The sequence below is a fragment of the Schinkia azotoformans LMG 9581 genome (assembly GCF_000307855.1).
Taxonomy (GTDB): domain Bacteria; phylum Bacillota; class Bacilli; order Bacillales; family Bacillaceae_J; genus Schinkia; species Schinkia azotoformans.
In genome coordinates, this window is the sequence record NZ_AJLR01000152.1 from 1 (window position 1) to 21,317 (window position 21,317).

The 21,317-nt window shown below is 33.7% G+C and carries 19 protein-coding genes and 2 pseudogenes; 2 read left to right on the forward strand and 19 right to left on the reverse strand.

What is annotated here, in order from left to right; all coding sequences use genetic code 11:
• Window positions 1–18 precede the first annotated feature (18 nt).
• Both BAZO_RS19745 and BAZO_RS21355 read left to right on the forward strand, forming a co-directional pair.
• Window positions 19–609, forward strand: a pseudogene (locus BAZO_RS19745) (ATP-binding protein); the annotation flags it as partial.
• 339 nt (window positions 610–948) lie between these two features.
• Window positions 949–1,539 (forward strand): helix-turn-helix domain-containing protein, encoded by a 591-nt coding sequence (locus BAZO_RS21355; protein ID WP_003333258.1) that lies wholly within the window; start codon window positions 949–951, stop codon window positions 1,537–1,539.
• Between the two features lie 70 nt (window positions 1,540–1,609).
• On the opposite strand, the gene galE is transcribed toward BAZO_RS21355, so the two are convergent.
• From galE to BAZO_RS19845, 19 genes and pseudogenes are all read right to left on the reverse strand, one after another.
• Window positions 1,610–2,599, reverse strand: a complete 990-nt coding sequence (gene galE / locus BAZO_RS19760; RefSeq protein WP_003333259.1) for a UDP-glucose 4-epimerase GalE — start codon at window positions 2,597–2,599, stop codon at window positions 1,610–1,612.
• Between the two features lie 170 nt (window positions 2,600–2,769).
• A complete protein-coding gene (locus BAZO_RS19765; protein ID WP_003333260.1) occupies window positions 2,770–3,894 on the reverse strand; it encodes a DegT/DnrJ/EryC1/StrS family aminotransferase in 1,125 nt (374 codons plus the stop codon).
• Between the two features lie 5 nt (window positions 3,895–3,899).
• Window positions 3,900–4,562: an HAD family hydrolase gene (locus BAZO_RS19770; RefSeq protein WP_003333261.1), complete on the reverse strand. Its 663-nt coding sequence runs from the start codon at window positions 4,560–4,562 to the stop codon at window positions 3,900–3,902.
• Window positions 4,559–5,533, reverse strand: a complete 975-nt coding sequence (locus BAZO_RS19775; RefSeq protein WP_003333262.1) for an ATP-grasp domain-containing protein — start codon at window positions 5,531–5,533, stop codon at window positions 4,559–4,561. The genes BAZO_RS19770 and BAZO_RS19775 overlap by 4 nt, the downstream gene beginning before the upstream one ends.
• Window positions 5,523–6,611: a Gfo/Idh/MocA family protein gene (locus BAZO_RS19780; RefSeq protein WP_003333264.1), complete on the reverse strand. Its 1,089-nt coding sequence runs from the start codon at window positions 6,609–6,611 to the stop codon at window positions 5,523–5,525. The genes BAZO_RS19775 and BAZO_RS19780 overlap by 11 nt, the downstream gene beginning before the upstream one ends.
• A 12-nt stretch (window positions 6,612–6,623) precedes the next feature.
• The gene (locus tag BAZO_RS19785; RefSeq protein WP_003333265.1) at window positions 6,624–7,949 is read right to left on the reverse strand and encodes a nucleotide sugar dehydrogenase; all 1,326 of its coding nucleotides are present in this window, start codon (window positions 7,947–7,949) and stop codon (window positions 6,624–6,626) included.
• Window positions 7,950–8,110: 161 nt separating this feature from the next.
• Window positions 8,111–9,223 carry a UDP-galactopyranose mutase gene (glf, locus tag BAZO_RS19790; RefSeq protein WP_039957830.1) on the reverse strand — a complete coding sequence of 371 codons (1,113 nt, stop codon included), beginning with the start codon at window positions 9,221–9,223 and terminating at the stop codon, window positions 8,111–8,113.
• Between the two features lie 71 nt (window positions 9,224–9,294).
• A complete protein-coding gene (locus BAZO_RS19795) occupies window positions 9,295–10,572 on the reverse strand; it encodes an O-antigen polymerase (RefSeq protein ID WP_003333267.1) in 1,278 nt (425 codons plus the stop codon).
• Between the two features lie 126 nt (window positions 10,573–10,698).
• Entirely contained in the window at window positions 10,699–11,913 is a 1,215-nt protein-coding gene (locus BAZO_RS19800; RefSeq protein ID WP_003333268.1) for a lipopolysaccharide biosynthesis protein, read from the reverse strand.
• Between the two features lie 10 nt (window positions 11,914–11,923).
• Entirely contained in the window at window positions 11,924–13,111 is a 1,188-nt protein-coding gene (locus BAZO_RS19805; protein WP_003333269.1) for a glycosyltransferase family 4 protein, read from the reverse strand.
• A gap of 75 nt (window positions 13,112–13,186) precedes the next feature.
• Window positions 13,187–14,410, reverse strand: a complete 1,224-nt coding sequence (locus BAZO_RS19810; RefSeq protein ID WP_003333270.1) for a glycosyltransferase family 4 protein — start codon at window positions 14,408–14,410, stop codon at window positions 13,187–13,189.
• 26 nt (window positions 14,411–14,436) lie between these two features.
• Complete coding sequence (locus tag BAZO_RS19815; protein WP_003333271.1) at window positions 14,437–15,162, reverse strand: GNAT family N-acetyltransferase; 726 nt, start codon at window positions 15,160–15,162, stop codon at window positions 14,437–14,439.
• 11 nt (window positions 15,163–15,173) lie between these two features.
• The gene (locus tag BAZO_RS19820) at window positions 15,174–15,803 is read right to left on the reverse strand and encodes a sugar transferase (protein WP_003333272.1); all 630 of its coding nucleotides are present in this window, start codon (window positions 15,801–15,803) and stop codon (window positions 15,174–15,176) included.
• A 4-nt stretch (window positions 15,804–15,807) separates the two neighbouring features.
• The gene (locus BAZO_RS19825) at window positions 15,808–17,034 is read right to left on the reverse strand and encodes a DegT/DnrJ/EryC1/StrS family aminotransferase (protein WP_003333273.1); all 1,227 of its coding nucleotides are present in this window, start codon (window positions 17,032–17,034) and stop codon (window positions 15,808–15,810) included.
• A gap of 861 nt (window positions 17,035–17,895) precedes the next feature.
• Window positions 17,896–18,171, reverse strand: coding sequence for a hypothetical protein (locus BAZO_RS19830; protein WP_003333274.1), 276 nt, complete (start codon window positions 18,169–18,171; stop codon window positions 17,896–17,898).
• A gap of 6 nt (window positions 18,172–18,177) precedes the next feature.
• Window positions 18,178–18,237: pseudogene (locus BAZO_RS23475) on the reverse strand (prepilin-type N-terminal cleavage/methylation domain-containing protein); the annotation flags it as partial.
• A gap of 170 nt (window positions 18,238–18,407) precedes the next feature.
• Entirely contained in the window at window positions 18,408–19,298 is an 891-nt protein-coding gene (gene galU, locus BAZO_RS19835) for a UTP--glucose-1-phosphate uridylyltransferase GalU (RefSeq protein ID WP_003333275.1), read from the reverse strand.
• A 90-nt stretch (window positions 19,299–19,388) separates the two neighbouring features.
• Window positions 19,389–19,952, reverse strand: a complete 564-nt coding sequence (locus tag BAZO_RS19840; protein WP_003333277.1) for a hypothetical protein — start codon at window positions 19,950–19,952, stop codon at window positions 19,389–19,391.
• Complete coding sequence (locus tag BAZO_RS19845; RefSeq protein WP_003333278.1) at window positions 19,945–21,306, reverse strand: AAA family ATPase; 1,362 nt, start codon at window positions 21,304–21,306, stop codon at window positions 19,945–19,947. The genes BAZO_RS19840 and BAZO_RS19845 overlap by 8 nt, the downstream gene beginning before the upstream one ends.
• Window positions 21,307–21,317 lie beyond the last annotated feature (11 nt).

Genomic DNA, 21,317 nt, shown 5'->3' on the forward strand with positions numbered 1-21,317 from the left:
ATAATAGTTTAGCAGTTACATAAGCTTGAACGCTTAATCAAAACAGCGACTTTTTTAAACTCCAAGGCATGTATTGAAGACTTGGAATACCATGAGGATCGGAGATTAGATAAAGCATTGATACTCAAACTGGCTAGCGGTACCTACATTCATAATAGTCACAACATCATTTTAAAGGGACCCACTGGTTCAGGGAAATCATTCCTAGCAACTGCATTCGGTATATCTGCTTGCCGACAATTCTATAATGTCAAATACATTCGTTTACCAGAATTACTTGATGAATTAACACTCGCCAAATTGGCAGCTGACGGAAGTTATCGCAAGAGCATCAAAAAATATACAAAAGTAGATTTACTCATACTTGATGAATGGCTGTTAACAGATTTATCAACTGATGAAGCAGCTATTTTACTAGAAATCACAGAGGCTCGTCATAAAGTTGGTTCTACTATTTTCTGTTCACAAATTGACCCCACTGGGTGGCATATTAAGCTAGGAAATGAAACGATTGCGGAAGCAATATTGGACCGCATTATCCATGACTCCTATCAGATTTTACTAGATGGAGAAGTTTCAATGCGTGAACGTCATGGGTTAGGAAGGTAATGACATAATGGCCATATTGACTAAGAAAGAAATTCAAAAAATTGAAGAATACTATTACTGGAAAGGTTACAAAAGCTGGGCTCCATTTCCCTTGGAACTAAAAGAAAAGCTCTTAAGTGCTGATGGGGAGAAACCTCTTCCTCATTACTGGACTGAGCAAGCTATTGATAAAGGGTCTAGGAAATTAATCTTCGACTACTTCAATAATACCTCTAGATAATTGATGGGGTTTAAAAGCCCTACAGATTAATATTTTAATAATCTTGTAGGGCTTTTATGTATATTGGTAAAGATGATGGCGGAGCTTGGTAAATTCCTTGGCAAACGGTGGTAAAAAAGATGGCAAGGGTGGTAAAATCTCTTGGCCGTAATCATAATGCGGAAATCAGCAGAATTGAAACTGGCGAAAGGCAAAAAATCTCACCCGATGTATTAAGAGCCATTGCCCCGATCTTAGAAATCCCTTATGAAGAGCTTATGGATAAGGCTGGATATATTAATAGCAAATCTAGTTTTATGACTGAACATAGAGAAGCAGAAGAATTGTTTATTGCAACAGTCACACCTAAATTGATCATAGATGGTTGGAGTGTTGAGCGTAATAGAAAAGGTTCTAATATCGGAGATATTGTGGCTAAAAAAGGGAAAGAAGAATGGCATATTGATTATAGATTTTTTCGAACACGGGAAGACAATGACAAGCATTTCAGATATGATATGCGTGCACGAGAAACAATATGGAGAACTTACGGTAAATTGGCTGTATACGACAAAGACGATATTACCAAATATACAATAGTAGTAAGCGATGAGAAAATATATGAGCTAGTACTTAAATATCCCCCTAGATTGTTACGATTAAAAGTTACTGCCATGTTTATCGATCTAGAAGAGGGTAAAATTATTGACGAACAGATATTAAATGAATAAAAAATAAGCATGACAAATATACCCGCCGAGCAATTAGCCTAGCGGGTAAGTATTTAAGTGGCTATAGAAGTTATTTTGATGAATAACCTTCGGGATTATTCTTATGCCAAGTCCATGCATCAGTTATGATTTTCTCTAATGAATCAAACTGTGGTCTCCAACCTAAGATACGTTTTGCTTTCTCAGATGAAGCAATTAAAATTGCCGGATCTCCCGCTCTTCTCTCTTTTACTTCTGCTGGAATTGGGTGATTCGTCACTTTTCTTGCTACATCAATTACTTCTTTGACTGAATAACCATTTCCGTTACCTAAATTAAAAATTTCACTTGGATTGCCTTTTCTTAAGTATTCTAATGATTGATAATGAGCAGAAGCCAAGTCCATTACATGAATATAATCCCTTATACATGTACCATCTTCTGTAGGATAATCATCTCCGAACATATAAATCTTTTCTCTTTGACCAAGAGGTACCTGTAGAATTAGAGGAATAAGGTGGGTTTCTGGGTCATGATCCTCACCAATAATTCCACTTTCATGTGCCCCTGCAGCATTAAAGTATCTTAAAGACACATATTTAGTGCCATAAGCTTGATCAAACCATTTCATCATTTTCTCCATCCCTAGCTTTGTTTCGCCATAGGTGTTGGTAGGGTTGGTTTCATCTTTTTCAAGGATAGGGATATTTTTAGGTTCTCCATAAGTAGCAGCTGTAGAAGAAAATACAATTTTGTTAACATTATTTTGCTTCATAATACCTAATAAGCACATCATGCCATATATATTATTATGATAGTATTCATATGGTTTTTCCATGCTTTCGCCCACTAAGGAATTTGCTGCAAAGTGAATCACTGCTTCGATATTATGAGTCTTAAAGACCTTGCCTAAAGCTTCCTCATCTCTAATATCAATTTCATAACAATGCTTTACGTCAACCGCAGCTCTATGGCCACTCTGCAGATTATCGACAACAATTACATCTTCATTTTTATCTAAAAAATGCTTTACTGCATGGGATCCAATATAACCTGCCCCACCGATTACTAATATAGACATGTTTCCCCTCCTTTTTTTACATTATCATATATTTACTATTATAAGGAAAGGTTTAGTAAATACAAAAGGAGCTACTTTACTACTATCATTTAATTTTTGGAGAGCAGTTCACAAAAAGCTATTAAACAACCCTTTTAATTGATCCTATTTCTTTTACATATAACATGTTTTTAAACTAAATAGTCTTTAATAACTTCACATACGCTTTCTACATCCTCTTCACTTAAATAAGGATGCATTGGCAACGATAACACTGTATCACACAACTCATTAGTTACTTCAAAATCTTCATCATAATTCAAATAAGAAAAGGCTCCCTGTTTATGCATTGGCTTAACATAATAAATCATGCTAGGAATTCCGTGCTCTTTTAGTTTTGCTTGTAATCCATCCCGTTGTTCCTTATTTTTAAGTTTAATAGTATATTGTGCAAAACTCGAATAAAAACCATCTGGTATAAAAGGAGTTTCAACAATTCTAAGTAATCTTTCAGTATATAATTGATATACTTTATTTACATCTTCCAATTCATTATGAATAAATGCTTTTAGCTTCACTTTTAACACCGCTGCTTGGATTGTATCCAGCCTTGAATTAACCCCAATCCTTACATTATCGTATTTATCTTCGCCTTTTCCATGAATCTTTAATGATTTCAATAAGGTAGCCAAGTTATCATCATCTGTAAAAATTGCCCCTCCATCTCCATAGCAACCCAGAGGTTTAGCCGGGAAGAATGAAGTAGTGGCTGCATCTCCGAAACTACATGCTCTTTTTCCGTTAATATTTCCACCAAAACCTTGAGCCGCATCCTCTAATACTAATAAATTATATTTCTTTGCAATTTTAACTATTTCATAAAAGTTTGCAGGTAGGCCGAATAAATCAACAGGTATAATTACTTTTGGTGTTAATTTTCCTTCTTTAATTGTTCTTATAATTGCTTTTTCTAATTTAATTGTATCAATAGTAAACGTTTCCCTATCTACATCTACAAAAACAGGTGTCGCACCTCTAAAGGAAACAATTTCGCCAGTGGAAAAGAACGTAAAATCGGGTACAAATACCGCATCTCCTTCCTTAATATCCCAAGCCATCATTACTAAAGTCATTGCTTCTGTTCCGTTGGCGCAAGATATACAGTATTTAACCCCTACGTAGTCAGCTAATTGTCCTTCCAACTCTTTTACTTCTTTACCACCAATAAAATTTGCATTATTAATTACTTCTTGTATAGCAGTATCAATTCCCTGTCTATATTTTCCATACTGAGCTTTTAGGTCTCTGAACTCCAACTTGTTCACATCCTACTGTTAATTTTTCCAGAAGATTGTAGTAAAAAATCCACAACCAAATTATATGTTTTAAAAATTAAGCTTTTTTCACCTGCAAATGTAGTTCCCCATAACCCAGATTCAACAAAAAAGCCATTTATATAAAGAAAATCAGCACATTCCATTTCTATTTTACTATCACCAATAATTATATCTTCACTATTAATCTTATCTTTTAGTACATTTAATTTTGCGTTTCCCCTTAATAACGGCTTAACCACAAGAACTTCATCAAAACAATTATCCAAGCCAAGACCTGCTACCTGTTGTAATAAACGCTTTTCATAATTTCGTTGCGTTAATAATACTACATTATAACCCAGGCATTTTAATTTGTTATAGGCATCCTTAGGCGATCCGATAATAATATCTTTTTTTAACCAAAACGAACTTTCCAAGTTGGGTCTTTTAAATTCAAGATAGCTTTCTATATCAATTTTTAAACCATTACAAAGCCTATAAACAATTTCATGATCTTTAATTCCTTTTCTTTTAAGAAAACAATATTCCGTGTAATCTAATTCTATAAGATTATCTTTTTTTAGATATGATTCCAATATCCCATGATATCGCGGCATTACATCAACAACAGTACCATCAAAATCTACATATGCAGTTTTTTTCATCATAGGTTCTCAAAATACTCCTCATAGTACCTAATCATTGTTAAACTATTATTTGATTGTTGAGGATACCACGCTTCTACTTGTTCATTTAATAATAATTGGATCAACTTATTCGGTATATCAAATCCCGATTTTACTGTTAATGGAAGTCCACCAGAGGCAAATCTAGTATTAAAATCAAATATACAACAATTGCCTGTATTCAACCTCTTAAATTGGAAATTCACAGGCCCCTTAATTTTCCTTGTGTTCTCTAAGATTTTAATAATTTCTTTTATATCTTGGGTGTAGTCATTACGAGTTATTGTAGCACCGCCCCCAGTTGTTTTGATTCTCTCTCTTACATTTGCCCCTAGACATTTTCCATTATTATTAAATAAGCAATCTACCGTATACTCTTCCCCTGCTAGATACTCAATTAAAATATGATCTTTTACTTTATCGGACCAATAATTGTAATCTTTGATATTTTCTATTTTAACGGTATTCTTACTTCCTGAACCGACTACAGGCTTTAAAATGCAGGGAAAAACCGCATCATCTATTGAATGATATACTTCGGGTGTCCTAATACCAAATTCGCTTAAATATTTATAGCAAGTCTCTTTATTACTAAAAATGTCATTATCTTGATTATTCATTACCAGCATCTTAACATTTTGGAACTTGTCTTGAATACTTTTTTTGCTATATATGTTTACATCGTAAGACGTAACAGGAATGATTATATCTACCTTTTCCTTAGAGACAATTTGCTGAACAGAAGGAATATACTCTTTATCTTTTACTGATGGAACTACATAAAAAGCATCCGCCCATTTACTTAGTGGGGTTATTTCTGACATATCTATTGCGATAATTCTATATAATTGGCTTTTTCTTAAATGTTTACTCAAATATATCCCTGTCAGACCTCCTGCTGAAGTTAGTAGAATTGTTGCCTTTATATTTCTAACATATTTGTTATTTTCCATTACCAAACCGCCCTTTAAAGTCTAAAGTATTACACTTTTCTAATGGCAACTTGACACTTTTACCCTCTGCGGCCGACTTGTATATTGCCAGTACCAACTCCAATGCTCGTCTTCCATCTTCTGCTGAAACATATGGTTCCCTATCATTCTTAATAGCATCAATAACATCAGCATATAGTGGAATGTGTCCGAATCCATATACATTAGGTGGATTTTCATGATACTTCTCTTTAACTTCTTCCGGATTATCAAGATTATCAGCAAAGTGCCACTCTTCAATTATATTAACAGACTTTCCACCAGCCTTAACTGTACCTTTATCCCCAAATATATATAATGTTTCCTCTAGATTCTGAGGATAGATATTTGTTGTTCCTTCAACAATTCCGTAGCTACCATTAGCAAACTTAATTAAAGCCAACCCTAAGTCTTCCGCTTCAATAAAATTATGCTTTAAATTATCTGTCATTCCGACAACTTCAATAATTTCGTCGCCCATCATCCAACGTAATAAATCAATATTATGAATACACTGGTTCATTAGTGCTCCGCCGTCTTGTTCCCAAGTTCCACGCCAAGGAGCTTGTTTATAGTAATCTTCTCCCCTGTTCCAACGGATATGAGCCGTTCCATGAAGTAATCTGCCAAAGCGTTCTTCTTCCACTGCTTCTCTTATTTTTTGAATAGATTTATTAAAACGGTTTTGGTGGCATGCGCTCGCTTTCACATTTTTTTCTTTAGCCTTTGCAATGATTTGGTCAGCTTCTTCAAGTGAGAGTGCAATTGGTTTTTCAATAATAAGATTAGCACCAGCTTCAATACAATCTAAAGCAATTTGAGCATGCCTACCACTTTCGGTACATATTGCAATTAACTCTGGTTTCTCTTTTTCTAGTAACTCTTTATAGTTAGTGTATTTTGCGATAGTTTGTGGAAGATTAAATTTTGAAATTTTATCCTCCATATTTTCGGGAACTATATCACACAAGGCAACAATATCAAGCTCATTTTTTATCGAAGCAGCAATATGGTTAGGTGATATTCTTCCACAACCTATAATGGCATATTTTAAACTCATGATAGTCTCTCCTTATAACAATTCGATATTTTCTCTATTCTTCACGTGCTTCATCGCATTTTTTGTATCAAAAATTGCCTTTGCATGTTGTTGTACAAAATCATAATCTACTTTTGTATGTGCAGTTGTTACAATTACTAAATCAGCGCTCTTAATGAGTTCAGCTGTTAATTCCAATTCACCTTTTTTCACCACACCATGTTCTCGATACTCTACTACATAAGGATCATAGTACACAACTTCTGCTCCTTCTTTTTCGAGTTCTTCAATTACTTTTAATGCAGGGCTTTCCCTATAATCATCAATATCCTGTTTATAAGCTACTCCAAGTACTAAAACTTTTGAGCCATTCATAGCCTTTTTATATCTGTTTAAAATTTTACTCGCTCTCTCAACACAATATTCAGGCATACGGTCATTAACCATCATTGAAGATTCTATCATTGATGTATGGAATCCATATTCACGTGCTTTCCAAGAAAGATAATATGGATCTAGTGGGATACAATGTCCGCCTAAGCCTGGTCCTGGATAAAATGCTTGAAATCCATATGGCTTAGACTTCGCAGCGTCAACAACTTCCCAGAAATTAATGCCCATTTTATTACATAAAATGGCAAGTTCATTAACTAGTCCTATATTTACATTTCTATAAGTGTTTTCAAGTATTTTCTCCATTTCTGCAATTGCAGGTGATGATACTCGATGAATCGGTGCTTCAAGTATACTTTCGTAAAGCGCGGCCGCAACATCAGTACATTTCAAGGTAACCCCGCCAACTACTTTTGGTGTATTCTTAGTCTTATAGATTAAATTACCTGGATCAACACGTTCTGGAGAAAATGCCAGATAGAAATCTTCACCACATTTTAGTCCTGATTTTTCGAGAATTGGTTTAAGAAGTTCTTCTGTAGTCCCTGGATAAGTAGTAGATTCTAAAACAATTAGCATATCTTTATGCACATAAGGTACTATGCTCTCCGCAGATGCTTTAACATAACTAATGTCAGGTTGCTGATGCATATCAAGAGGAGTTGGTACACAAATACATACACAGTCTGCTTTGGCAACTTGTGCAAAATCAGTAGTTGCTGAAAGAAGTCCTGATTCTACTATTTCTTTAAGATCTTCATTTACAACATCACCTATATAATTTTGACCTAAGTTGACCATATTAATTTTAGATTCTTGTACATCAAATCCAATTGTTTTAAAACCAGCCTTTGCTTTTTCTACAGCTAGTGGTAGACCTACATAACCCAATCCTATAACTCCAAGTGTTGCAGTTTTATTTAGTAATTTTTCTTTTAAATTGTTTGTTAAAACGCCAATATTCATGAGATTAATTCTCCTTTTTGTTTCCAGATTCTAATTATCAAAAAACTAATATAAAAACCTGGGCGGATATTCTAAACCAACAACTACTTCCATTTAGTGATAACAAGAATCGTTTGCATCTTTTCAATAAAATAAAAAAGTAAATTTATGGATTTTCTATATTAATTTTGTTTAAACTCATTTTCGACTGTAGTAAGAGCAGCACCAATTACCTGATGCATATCATAATATTTATACATGGCTAACCTTCCACCAAATATTACCTTTTCTTGATTTTCGGCCAGATTTTTATATTTTTTATAGACCTCATTATTTTTGGAGTCATTAATTGGGTAGTAAGGTTCATCTCCTTGCTTCCAATCTACTGGATACTCTTTTGTTATAACTGTCTTTTCTTGATTACCAAATTCAAAATGTTTATGTTCAATAATTCTTGTATACGGTGTACCTCTATCAGTATAGTTAATCACTGCATTCCCTTGATAATTATCTATATCCAATAATTCACTTTCAAACTTTAAACTTCTATATTCTAATTTTCCAAACCTATAATTAAAATACTCATCTATCATTCCAGTAAACACCACTTTATCAGCCTGTGCTTCTAACTCATCTCTGTTTGAAAAGAAATCCGTATTCAGATGAATATCTGCACCTTCTAACATCTTTTCTATTATTACATTATAACCGCCTATTGGAATACCTTGATATTTGTCATTAAAGTAGTTATTATCATACGTAAATCTCACAGGTAGCCTTTTAATAATAAAAGCAGGCAATTCAGTAGCACTTCTGCCCCACTGTTTTTCTGTATAGCCTTTTATTAATTTTGCATAAATATCAGTTCCCACTAACGAGATTGCTTGCTCTTCTAAATTCTTAGGTTCTTTTACTCCCGCCTCATTCTTCTGTTCTTCTATTTTTTTCTTAGCTTCTTGAGGTGTGCGTACCTCCCAAAGTTTATTAAATGTATTCATATTAAAAGGAAGATTGTAGATTTCACCATTATAATTAGCAACTGGCGAATTAGTATATCTATTAAATTCTACAAATTGGTTCACATAATCCCAAATACTTTTATTACTCGTATGGAATATGTGAGCACCATACTTATGAACATTTATCCCCTCAATATTCTCACAATATACATTTCCACCAATATGACTTCTTCTATCAATTACCAAACACTTCTTACCTCTTTTAGTAGCTTCATACACAAAAACAGATCCGAACAAACCTGCTCCAACTATTAAATAATCATATTTTTTCGTCACTACATTTTCCTCTCCTTTTTCTAAGTGATTTATTTTATCTCCAAAAATAACCAAATCCAATTTCCTGTCTTCTATTGAATAAGATTCCTTTTCCTATCAAAATAAAAAAGTAAAAGGAAGATTACTACCCCTCCCGATAACAACCACATGAAGAAAGAAGCATTGATAAGGTTCCATATAAGTATTAATAAAATACTTATAACTACTCGCGTATCTCTATCTCTTGTAAAACTATCTAATATCTTAAAAATAACAGATAAAACTATAGGATATATTAAAATGCCTATTGTTTTAAAATTCGCATATGCATCCCCAAACATCCCATTATTAGCATTTGTTGTACTATTTCCTCCAAATAAGTCTCCTATAATAAAAGATGAACCTATAGCGTACGGAGAACTAGCAATATGTCTTAGGATACTTTCCCTAAGTAATAATGCCTCATTATTAGAGAAAAAAGTAAAATAGTTATAATTAATTTCAGCAGGAACAGAAAAAACTCTATGATACATAGCTACCAATGATATAGATCCTCCAACCATATACATAATGATCGCTATTAAGCCATACATAATTACTAATAAAGATAAGACCCCAGTATATCTATTTAATCTATATCCTTTTTTATATATAAAAAAAATACACGCGATAAGAAAGTAAACGATAAGCCAAGATTTCAATCCATTGATTGAAAAAAGCATGACACCTCCGCTAAATGTAATTATTGCTCTTCCAACCTTTTTATATAGCAAAAATATTGTAAAACAATATGGTAAAAACACATTTCCCAACCATAACATCGCATAACGAAGGAAAGATGGTATCTGTACTTCCCTTAAAGCTAACCGATAATCATATACATTTGAAAAAGATATAAGTATTCTAAAATCGCCATAAAATCCCCATAAAAAAATAGTCATTATTATCGAACCAACAAATAATATATTTGTATAACGAAAATTATTATACCAATCTTTGCTTTTTTTATTTTCATTATATATTTTTAGATTTTGGATGAGTGCAAATGAACAAATCATAACACCCCAGTATAATGTCATTAAAAAAAATGCTTCATTATTCATTTCCTTTAAGCCGTATAAAGAAATTGTTGGTATCGCGGAAAAAATAAACAAACTTTTTAAAACAAAGGACATAATATTATCCTTTAAAAAATACAGAATAGATATAAGAAGCAACAAAAAAACTATCCAATTTATAATATATCTATAAATATTGAATACTAATATACTATTCATGTAATCAAATATATCTGTGGTAATAAAGATATAAATGAAATCATATATAACCTTAAAAAATACAAATAATACAAATTCATTTATTTTTTTCATTTTATTATCATCACCACAATGCTCCTTCCTTGTAGGAATATTTTTTACTCTGTCATAAACTCCTTAGCAAGAAGAGGTCTTTTTTTAAGAGTAAAAATCTGAAAAAACACTTTTTAGAAATTTATTTTACCTAGTTGAGAAACTAGAAAAAGTTCCGATTATATACATTAACAGAAGCCTAATTATATTTGATATTATTGCAGCCAAGCAAAAACCATATAAACCACCCATTTTAATTCCAAGGACCCCTAATCCAAGGTAAGCTGCACCATAAATAATTTGAATGACTAACTGCCATGAAGTTTTACAAAAAGATAACAATGCTGGTTGTGTAATATTACCAGTAACATTAATAATAGCAGCCAAGTTAGCTATTATTATGTAAGGCTTTGCTTCTTCGATTAGACTAGGATATAACAAGCCTGTAACCCATTCAGAAGTATAGATACTAATAATAAAGAAAAAAACAGAGAGAATTATCACTAAGATATTAACTTGCCAAAAGAACTTTTTTGTCATAGAAAATTTTTTTTGTGAGTAATGCGCTAGTAAAACACCGGATATTGGTATTATTGCCATACCCAAACTTTTCCCAAAAAAAGAAGCAACTGTGTATGTTGCCACCGCCTCGCCACCTAAGAAAGGAAATAATAATAAACGATCTAGATATAGTATTAGGTTCCCTATTAATGTTGTTACAATTAGTATTAAGTATTTATTAACAGTACTCTTATAATTAACCGTACGTGAAAGGGGCTCTTTATAAAATGAAGTTGTAAAGTATAAATAAATACATCCAAATAATTCCCCAATTAAAAATGCTATTGGCCAATACTTTGTAATTGAAGTAAGAAGTGCCCCAAGAATGTAACCAATGCTAATAATCAAACTAAAGATCATGTTGTTGAAAAATTCCAGTTTAACCCTATAAAAAACCATATAATAAGTTCTTAATATTGCCAATATAACCAAAACTACAAGTAATACAATTGTTAGATTACTAAAGTTATCAAAGAAGAAAAAACCTATACAAATAGTTATTAATAAACTAAACAAAACAGCGATTAATAATAATAAATTAAAATCACCTTTGATGCTTTTCTTTTCGTATTCAACATTTTGGATTAACCTTACGTTATTAAGGGAGGTCGCCAAAGAAACTACTATTATATTAATTCCACCCATTACTGTTAGTATTATTCCATACTCTGTGGGGGAATTTATTAAAGCTAGATATGGATAAACTACAAATTGTAATGCAAACGTCATTAAGAACGTTGCAACTATTGAAGTCCCAAAGTCTTTGATTAATTTTTTTATTTTTCTAAAGCTAAAATTCATCAAATATTCCTCATATCTTTTCAGTGTTTCTAATTTTAATACTATCATCCATTATTGATTGTGCTATGCGTTCATTATCAAAAAATGGTACTCCATATTCTAGAGTACGAGCCCTTAATTTCTCTAGAAATTCTGGTATAGTGATTACATTTTCTAACATCTGTGTCCAGGCCCAAACATCATCTGTAAACATATGAATTGCATTCCCGTTAACATCAATTTGTTCTGCTCCCATTGTATACCTACATATTAATGGTAACCCGCACGAAACTGCGTTTCTCCATATTATTGACTGCGTACCCGGAAATACACCTAAGTCTGCGGAAAGGAAAATGTCTGTTGTTTCTTCTGAACTAAGCCATCCAATAAATTTAACTCTCTTATCTGAACCAATGATTTCATTTACTTCCTTTTCATACGCTTCATCTTGAAATTTCCCAAAAACCAAGACTTTTAAATTAGAATTATCTATATTTTTAACTGCAGATAGAAGTTTATCTATATTTTTTCTTCGATCAAACCTACCGCCACTCACTAAAAGGAAATCATTCTCCATTATTTTATATTTCTCGCGCACTTTTTTCTTAATTTCAATCTTATTTTCAATTTTCCTAGATGTCACATCTCCACCCATAGGCAGAAAAGTAAGTTTTGAAGAAGGAATATTATACATTGTTTCTGCAAATGACTTTGTTGCAGATGAAGTATAATAAACCTTATCTATATATGAAATATTAGATTGAATAACAAACTTCCAAATACCTTTATGAATTAAGAATTCATTGACAAGTTTATATCTTAGAATTGAATTAAACTGATCGGCATGTGTGTCTGCGAAGATAATACACTTTGGATTACTCTCCTTGATCTTTTTAACAATTGACAAAGAAAGAAAATTTAAACCATGAATAAAAATCAGGTCTGCATTTTCTTGTACAACACTGTTGTATAAGTTGGAATGTATTGAAAAACGTGCATTTAAAAATTGCTTATCTGGTTTTAGTCTAATTATTTTTACCCCATTAATATTATAAACTTCACCTGAAGTGTAGATTTTTTCTTTTTCTAATGAATTCTCCGTAGAGGCAATTACTGTAACCTTATGGCCAAGTCTATAATGTGCTTCGGGTAATAGGTTTTCTTGATAGGCCCACCCATCAGTATAAGAATTCCCTATCACAACATGTACGATTTTCATTTTTTACTCCTTCGTTCTTCGAAAAATTTAAAACCTTCAGTACCTATAAAAAATATTAATATGTTCCTTATTAATTTATCTGTTCTCTTCTAATAACTTATTAATTAAATTCACAATCTCTAAATAAGATTTCGGCCTATCGAATTGTTCTTCTGCTACTTTTCTAGCGTTTCTTCCATACTCTTCACACAACGCCTTATTGTTATATAAATTTTCTATTGCATCCGCTAAGATGTTTACATCTTCAGCTTCTATGTTTACACCAAATCCATCATTTTCAACTTTACTTTTAAATTCTGGACTACTACAAGTATTGATCATTGGCTTACCTGAAGCTAAATAATCTCCTATCTTGGTAACTATGCTCTGTGGTGCCTTTTTTACAAATGAGTTTACTACTATATCTGATTTAGATAAATAAGCTGCCATTTTTTGATAAGGTAGATAACCTACAAACTCTACATTACAGTTTATGCTCTTTGACAGCTGTTCTAGGTCTTCTTTAAGGGGTCCGCCTCCCATTAACATTACTTTGATATTACTATATCCTCTTCTTTTTAATTCCTCAGATGCTAAAATCATAGTTTTTATATCATAGCTTGTGCCTATATTTCCGGCATATGAAACCCAAAATTCATTATCTGATTTGTCTATTTCAGATAAATATTTCTTAACACCAGCGTCAAATTCACTAATCTCATTTCCAACATAAACTGTGATATTAGGAATTTTACGATTAGTATCTTTGAACGGACGATCACGATATTCATCAGAAGTACCTACAACAGCATCACACATTTTATACACTTTCTTCGCATCCAACTTAAAAGGATAAAAAAACAGGTCATTAATGATAGGAATATCAATAACCATTTTCATGGCCTCTGGCCACAAATCCTCAACGTCTATAACAAAAGGTATATTGTGTTTTTTTGAATATTCTGCGGCAGTTACTGCAATGTGATTATCCGGAATAATACAATAGATAAGATCATACTTCTTTTCTTTATATAAGTAATCTTTTAGATTTTGAGCGAACTTTCGATGACTTAAAATTCTTTTATAATCAACATTTTTATGGTAACCTAGTTCATCAATCAGAACTATATTATATTTCGTATCTAGTCTATTGACCCTCTCAATATCTCTTTTTTTCTTTTCCCAATGTTGGAATGTGCTCGTAATCAAATCAACTTCGTAGCCATTGTTTGACAAAAAGTTTGATAAAAACTCAAATCTTGAATAACCTTTTTCTCCAGGTAATGCAACAAATGCTGTAATTATTGCTATTTTTTTCAATTATAACTCTCCTTTAACATTGGAATTTAATTATTCCACAAATGAAAGACTTGATGGGATTCTATTTGTTTACAACCAACTTTATGGTAAAAGTTAATTGCTACAATGTTCCTTACTTGTGTTCCAACTTTAATCTCACTACATCCTTGTTGATGTGCAACATATTCTACCGCTTTAAATAAACTAGTTCCTACTCCACCTTTAGACTTCTTTTGAGAGACAGCAATAAGCTCAATTACAAACTGATTATCGGAATATGAAAAGAGTACAAAACCATTTATATTACCATTTTCATCATTAGATACAGCATGATATTTATCTTGCCTTTTAAAAGAATTAATAATCCATTGTCGATAGACTTGATCTCCGCCTCTTCTGGCCAATTCAGCATCCTCCGTAAACTTTGAGAACTTAAAGTCTGCTATTTCGAGAATTTTTTCATTTCTTTCTAGTGAATAATGAATTGTTACGTTTTTTGGCAGTTCATTTATCCCAAAAACTCTTTTTTCAAATTGTATATTCACATCTGCCAAGAAAGCTGATGTATCTTTTCCAATCAACTGTGCATTAAAAGGTTCAGAATTTTGATTGACAATTGATATAAACTGATAATCTTTAAACCTAGTTTTTAATTCATCCCATTCATTTAATGAAAGAGGCCTATGCAGTATAGCTTTAGCACTAGCTACACCAAAATAGTCAGTATCCCACTTTAATTCATTAAATGTCACTGCTTTCTCAAGATTATTCACAGAAATGCCCCTCACATTCCTATACCTGTATTTTTATTTGAATTGGTACTCTTTTCTTTAACATATACATCTTCGCGCTTCAATACTGATATGGCTGTCTTGAAAAATATTTTAACATCGAGCCACCAGGAAAGATGATCGATATAGTAAATATCATTTTGGATCCTTTCTTTCCAAGGCACAGTATTTCTAAAGTAAGCTTGATTATAACCCGTAACACCAGGTCTAATTTCAAGTTTTCTTCCCTCATTATCCTCATATAATTCATGATGTTCTGGCAAGTCTGGTCTAGGGCCAATAATACTCATATCACCCTTAATAATATTTAACAGCTGTGGTGTTTCATCAAGGCTTGTTTTACGTATAAACTTTCCGATCTTTGTTAACCTAGGATCATCTTCTGCATTAAAAGTTGACCCATCTTCATTCCTAAGATCAGGAGCATTCATTTTCATAGAACGAAACTTATACATTTTAAATACTTTTCCATTCTTACCAAGACGGGGTGCATTATAAAAAATTGATCCTTTGTCTTGAAAGTAAATAATTGGCCCTATAATCACTAGAATAATAAACCAAAATGGTAGGGCTACTAAAGATAGGATTAAATCAAATACTCTTTTAAAAAAAATCTTATACATCTTGTCACCCACCTTGAACTTCATTTAATACTTTTTTCAAACTCTGAACCACGTAGTTTACATCCTCATCACTCAACAGTGTATGAAGAGGAAGCGTAATTTCATTAGTATACTGTTTATGAGCATTTGGATAATCTTTAATATCAAACCCTAAATTCATATAAGCCGTAAACATAGGTAATGGCTTATAATGGACATTACAAGCAACACCCGCTTCAGCCATTTTAATAATAATTTCATTTCTTTTTTCTTCAGTGATTTCTGGTACTCTCGCTAAGTAAAGATGACCTGACGATGAGAAGTCCTCACCGTAATGCTGAAGGCTTTGAATACCTAATGGCAAGAGTACTTCATCATACATCTCAATAATCTCTCTACGTCTTTCCAACAATCCTTCATATCTATTTAACTGTATTAAACCAATACTAGCCATAATATCCGTCATATTACATTTATAGGCTGGATAAACAATATCATATTCCCATGCACCTTTTTGAGTTTTGGCAAGTGCATCTTTTGATTGACCATGAAGGCTATAAAGCATGAACTGCTTATAAAGCCATTCATCATCTAAACCATGATCATTACGCCATACAACCGCTCCACCTTCAGCCGTTGTAAAATTCTTTACAGCATGGAAAGAAAAGCAAGTAAAATCAGCAACTTGCCCACATTTCATTCCCTTTCTCTCTGCTCCAAAAGCATGTGCAGCATCCGTCATAACAATTACTCTATTAAACAACCACTGCAGTTCATTGCTAGGCTTAAATAGATCTTTCTTACTTTCTACTATTTCAAAGATAGTATCGTAGTCACACATCTTCCCTGCTATATCTACAGGAATTATCGCCTTAGTCTTTTCTGTTATTGCATCAGCTAGTTTAACGTAATCCATTTCAAAAGAGTCTGGTGCTGTGTCTACTAATACTATTTTAGCTCCAACATGCTCGATAACTGATGCAGATGCAGTATAGGTATAGGCTGAAGTGATGACCTCATCTCCTGGTCCTATTCCCAAAATACGGAGAGTAAGCTCCATAGCTGCAGTTGCTGAATTTAGACAAACAGCTTTGTTTGTACCCACATATTCAGCTATTCTTTTTTCAAGTTCCTTAGTTCTAGGTCCAGTTGTAATCCAACCTGACTTCATTGCTTTTATGACTTCTTCAATCTCCGCATCTGTAATATCCGGCGGAGAGAATGGAATGTTTCTTAATTCAGTATCAATCATTTTATTTTCCTCACTTTATTCAAGTTTTAGGTTAGAGCACTTATTTATTTAGTTTGTTAGGACTTAATTGGAACTTATGAATCTCCCTTTCCAACCAACTACTAACATACTAAATTATCCATATCTGATACTCACCTCGTAATATCTATTCAATCTACCTAACAAATACGAAATAGATATTCACTGTTTTAGGTACCTTAACCAAGTTTCTTCCTAATTATATAAACCATTCAATCAATCTATAATTCTCACTAAAAACTCCCTAAACCCTTATCCCACAAGGTTTCTAGCACTTAATCTAACTACGATACTCAGTTCCTTAAGTACATTCAATCCACCTTCAAAATATTCTTACTACAAAAGCCCACCAAATCAACGTTTCTAGCACCCATATTTCCCTAAATAGCCTTTTTATCTATTCCATAGTGCTCCCAAGACAAGTATATGTGATAGACGAAATCTATATATTGTATATTTTATTGGTTTTCCACTAATATTTACACGACATATAATGATCATCTATTAACCATTCTGACTTCCTTGGATTCAATCCGTTTTCGGAAATTCCTACTTAAAAAGCCTGCTAAATCAACGTTTTCACAAACCAAATATTTACAAAAGGCATTTTTTATCTATTTTATCTACACCATAGTGACCCCAAGACCATTATGCGGAATAGATATAATCCCCATATTGTATATTTTATTGATTTATCACTAAAAACCACACAACATATAGTAATCATCTATTCACCATTCTGCCTTCCACATTACCGTTCAATCACACATTAAAGGAGTTAGCACTCAGCCGCTTATAAAGATCTTCCCATTAGATCAAACAACTTAAACTAAACATTAATTTTCATAAATACGGAACCTCTCCGTCATCACCATCGTTACTATCCTCTGCACTAACAGAATGAACACTACATTCAACCTTGCCATTAACATATGAGATTTCTCCGTCAACTGGGCAAATCTTATTGCCAAAAGCAAGTAAAAACTCCTTAAATGCAGTACTCGTATGCACTTTACTTTCAACAATCAAGTGTACACGATAATTCCCTCCAAGCTCCAAGCGATTAACCTCACAAGCTTCCTTTTGTGCATGTTCCGTTACACCCATAACAGATAACATAGCTATCTACATTAATATCCCTACTATTACAATCACCGCTAGTAATTCAATAAGAGTAAACCCTTTGCTGTAATATGTTTGATAATCTCCTTCATTATCCGTATCACACTACTCCTTGGTTTCCCATTGGAAATGCAAATTCGTATTCTAACTGGCTTCCACACTAACCCCATTACCGTATAAAAAACAAAACAAGCCCCGCAAGGGGCTCTCCCTACCAACTAACCACTAACCAACTAAAAAACCTTCTCCACTTCAACAACCTTTTTCAAATACCCCAAAACTTCCTCTCTCAAATCCTCCCTCTCCAACGCAAATTCAATCGTAGCCCTAATAAACCCAAACTTATCCCCAACATCATGTCGTGTCCCTTCGAAATTATAGGCCACAACAATCTGTTGCTCATTCAACAGCTTAATAGCATCCGTCAACTGAATCTCGCCACCAGCTCCTGGCTTCACATTATCGAGCACATAAAAAATCTCCGGTCTTAAAATATACCGTCCCATAATCGCATAGTTGGAAGGGGCTTCCTCAAGCTTAGGTTTTTCAACCAAATCATGAATTCGAAACACACCACTCTCAATCTCGCCGTTTGTCATTGAAATAATCCCATACTTCGATACATCCTCATCCGGAACTTGCTGCACACCAATAACCGACGAATTAAACCGCTCATACACGTCAATCAACTGTTTTAAAGCAGGCTTCTCTGGTGAATGAACAATATCATCCCCCAATAACACCGCAAACGGCTCATCCCCAATGAACCGACTAGCACATGCAATCGCGTGCCCAAGCCCTTTAGGTTCTTTTTGTCTAATGTAATGAATATTCGCTAAATTGCTGATACCTTGCACTTCCTTTAGCAAATCCCATTTTTCCTTCTTCGCCAACGTCTCTTCCAACTCATATGATTTATCAAAATGATCCTCAATCGCCCGCTTGCCTCTACCTGTTACAACTATAATATCCTCAATCCCCGAAGCAACCGCTTCTTCAATAATGTATTGAATCGTTGGTTTATCTACGATCGGTAACATTTCCTTCGGCTGTGCCTTCGTCGCCGGCAAAAACCGAGTTCCTAATCCAGCCGCTGGAATAATCGCCTTTCTTACCTTCTTCATCTATTTCTACCTCCACGATATATACTTTATCATTCAAAAATACATAAGCCCCGAGAGGGGCGACAATCCAGTAAATCATGGGTTAAGTTTTCACTCTAGCCTAAACTCCCCAATCCCATTACTATCTAAACGAATCGGAGTATGCTCTACCTTCCCATACCAAAGAATCGATAGATTGGGTTCTTTCCAATCTATAAAGCGCGGCTTATCAATACGAACACCTACTTGCTGCCGAAGGAGGCTTGGGTCTTGCGTATTCTCTAGTAATTTATCCTCCCTAAATACGGTATACACTTTAATCGAAGCAAAGTTGGATATATTAAGCAATCCTCTAAGCATATGCGCATTAAGAATACCGTCGGTAAACTGTTTTTTCGCCTTATCCCAGCTTTTTTCTGTTACGGTTTTCTTACATTCAAAAATATGAAGCGTCCAATCATTGTTTTCATCCTTTACAAATACCAACCCATCTGGGGTATTAGGTATTGCCAAATAAGTAAAGCCATTTCCAGCTTTAATGCGAAAAGAAATGGCTTGTTTATCACTATGAACGGTGAGCTCTGCTTCACCTTGTTTTTCCGTTTCAACGATCGTTACATATCCTTTATCATTTTGCTCATAGAAATTAGCGACGAAATATTGAAGATTATTCATCTTCATCACCTACTTGAAAAGCATACGTTTCTTCATTTAATTCCATGATAACTTTATTAAATGTCTGTGCCGGAAACCCATTTTCAGTTGCTATTAATTTTGTAATCGTCGTTTGTCTATTGCTTGATTGAAACTGATACGCCCGAACCATCTCCGGATAAAGGACATCCTCCTCCGTATAACCTCTTGCTGCCATTAATTCTTCCTTCCGTGGATGAGCAGCTAACTTCATCAAGTTATTCACTTGTTGGAAAAGAATATCACTATGCGTCGTTAGCCAAACCGGCATTTTCCGATTGACAAGCTTCACCAAAGCAACAGCAAGAATCCGTTGTACCCGTGGGTGAAGATGGGCCTCTGCCTCTTCAAAGAACAATGACCTATATGTTGTTTTAGACTTTAAAAACAAAATAAGCGGAGATAATTCTGTAACAAGCGAAGATGTAATAAATAATGGCAGCTTATTCTTTTTCCCTTGGGGCTGATAAAAAAAAGAAGGAATAATCCCTTTCTCCTGCCCCATCGTCCCTTGAAGAATCTGTTCCTCAATAAATTCCCCAATATCTTCATAAGATGATGATGTGCTCTCATCCAACCTAATCAATCCCTGCAAAAAACGGTAAACAGGGAGTGTGAATTGTAAATTCGCACCCTCAATATCACCGTCAATAGCCTGTTCCATCATCTCTTGCACAAGCGTTTTATAAGCTAGCATAAACCCTGTACGTGATGCCGGTAAATAAAATGCTTCTCCAATCGCCCGTGATTTCATTGACGTTCGTTCTCCTGTAGGATATAACGGAGAACTTAATTGATCCATTAATAATTTCCACGTAATATATTTTGCCATTCGATATCGCTCTGTAGCGAGATCTTTGCTCCGGTCAGAATACGGAATCCGAACATAATGCTGCCCGCTGGAATATCTTGTTCCTTCGATCGATTCTTTATGATCAAATTTTAATTCCAATGGTCTAGAACGGTGAAACTGTTCAATACTCAAAGAACCTATATCTATCTTTCTTTGAAAAATACGTTTCGTTAATTCACTTTTTTTCACTCGCAATATATCATTAAACCAGTTGATGAAGATCTTTGCTTTTTCATTATCAAGCTGAGTTGACTGCCCATTAGAAGCGGCAATAAACCGATCAACCTCTCGATACGCTTGACTACTAGGAGGATCATTTGGAAACAGTTTGCGGGCCTCTGTTAAAACACCCCATAAAAGGGACATTACATAGCTTTTACCGCTATTATTTTCACCAACAAATAACATGAACGGGGCAATTTCAATCTCACCACTCTTAATTTTTCCAAAGTCACGAATGGATAACACCCAGGACTGCTCCAATGATTACACCA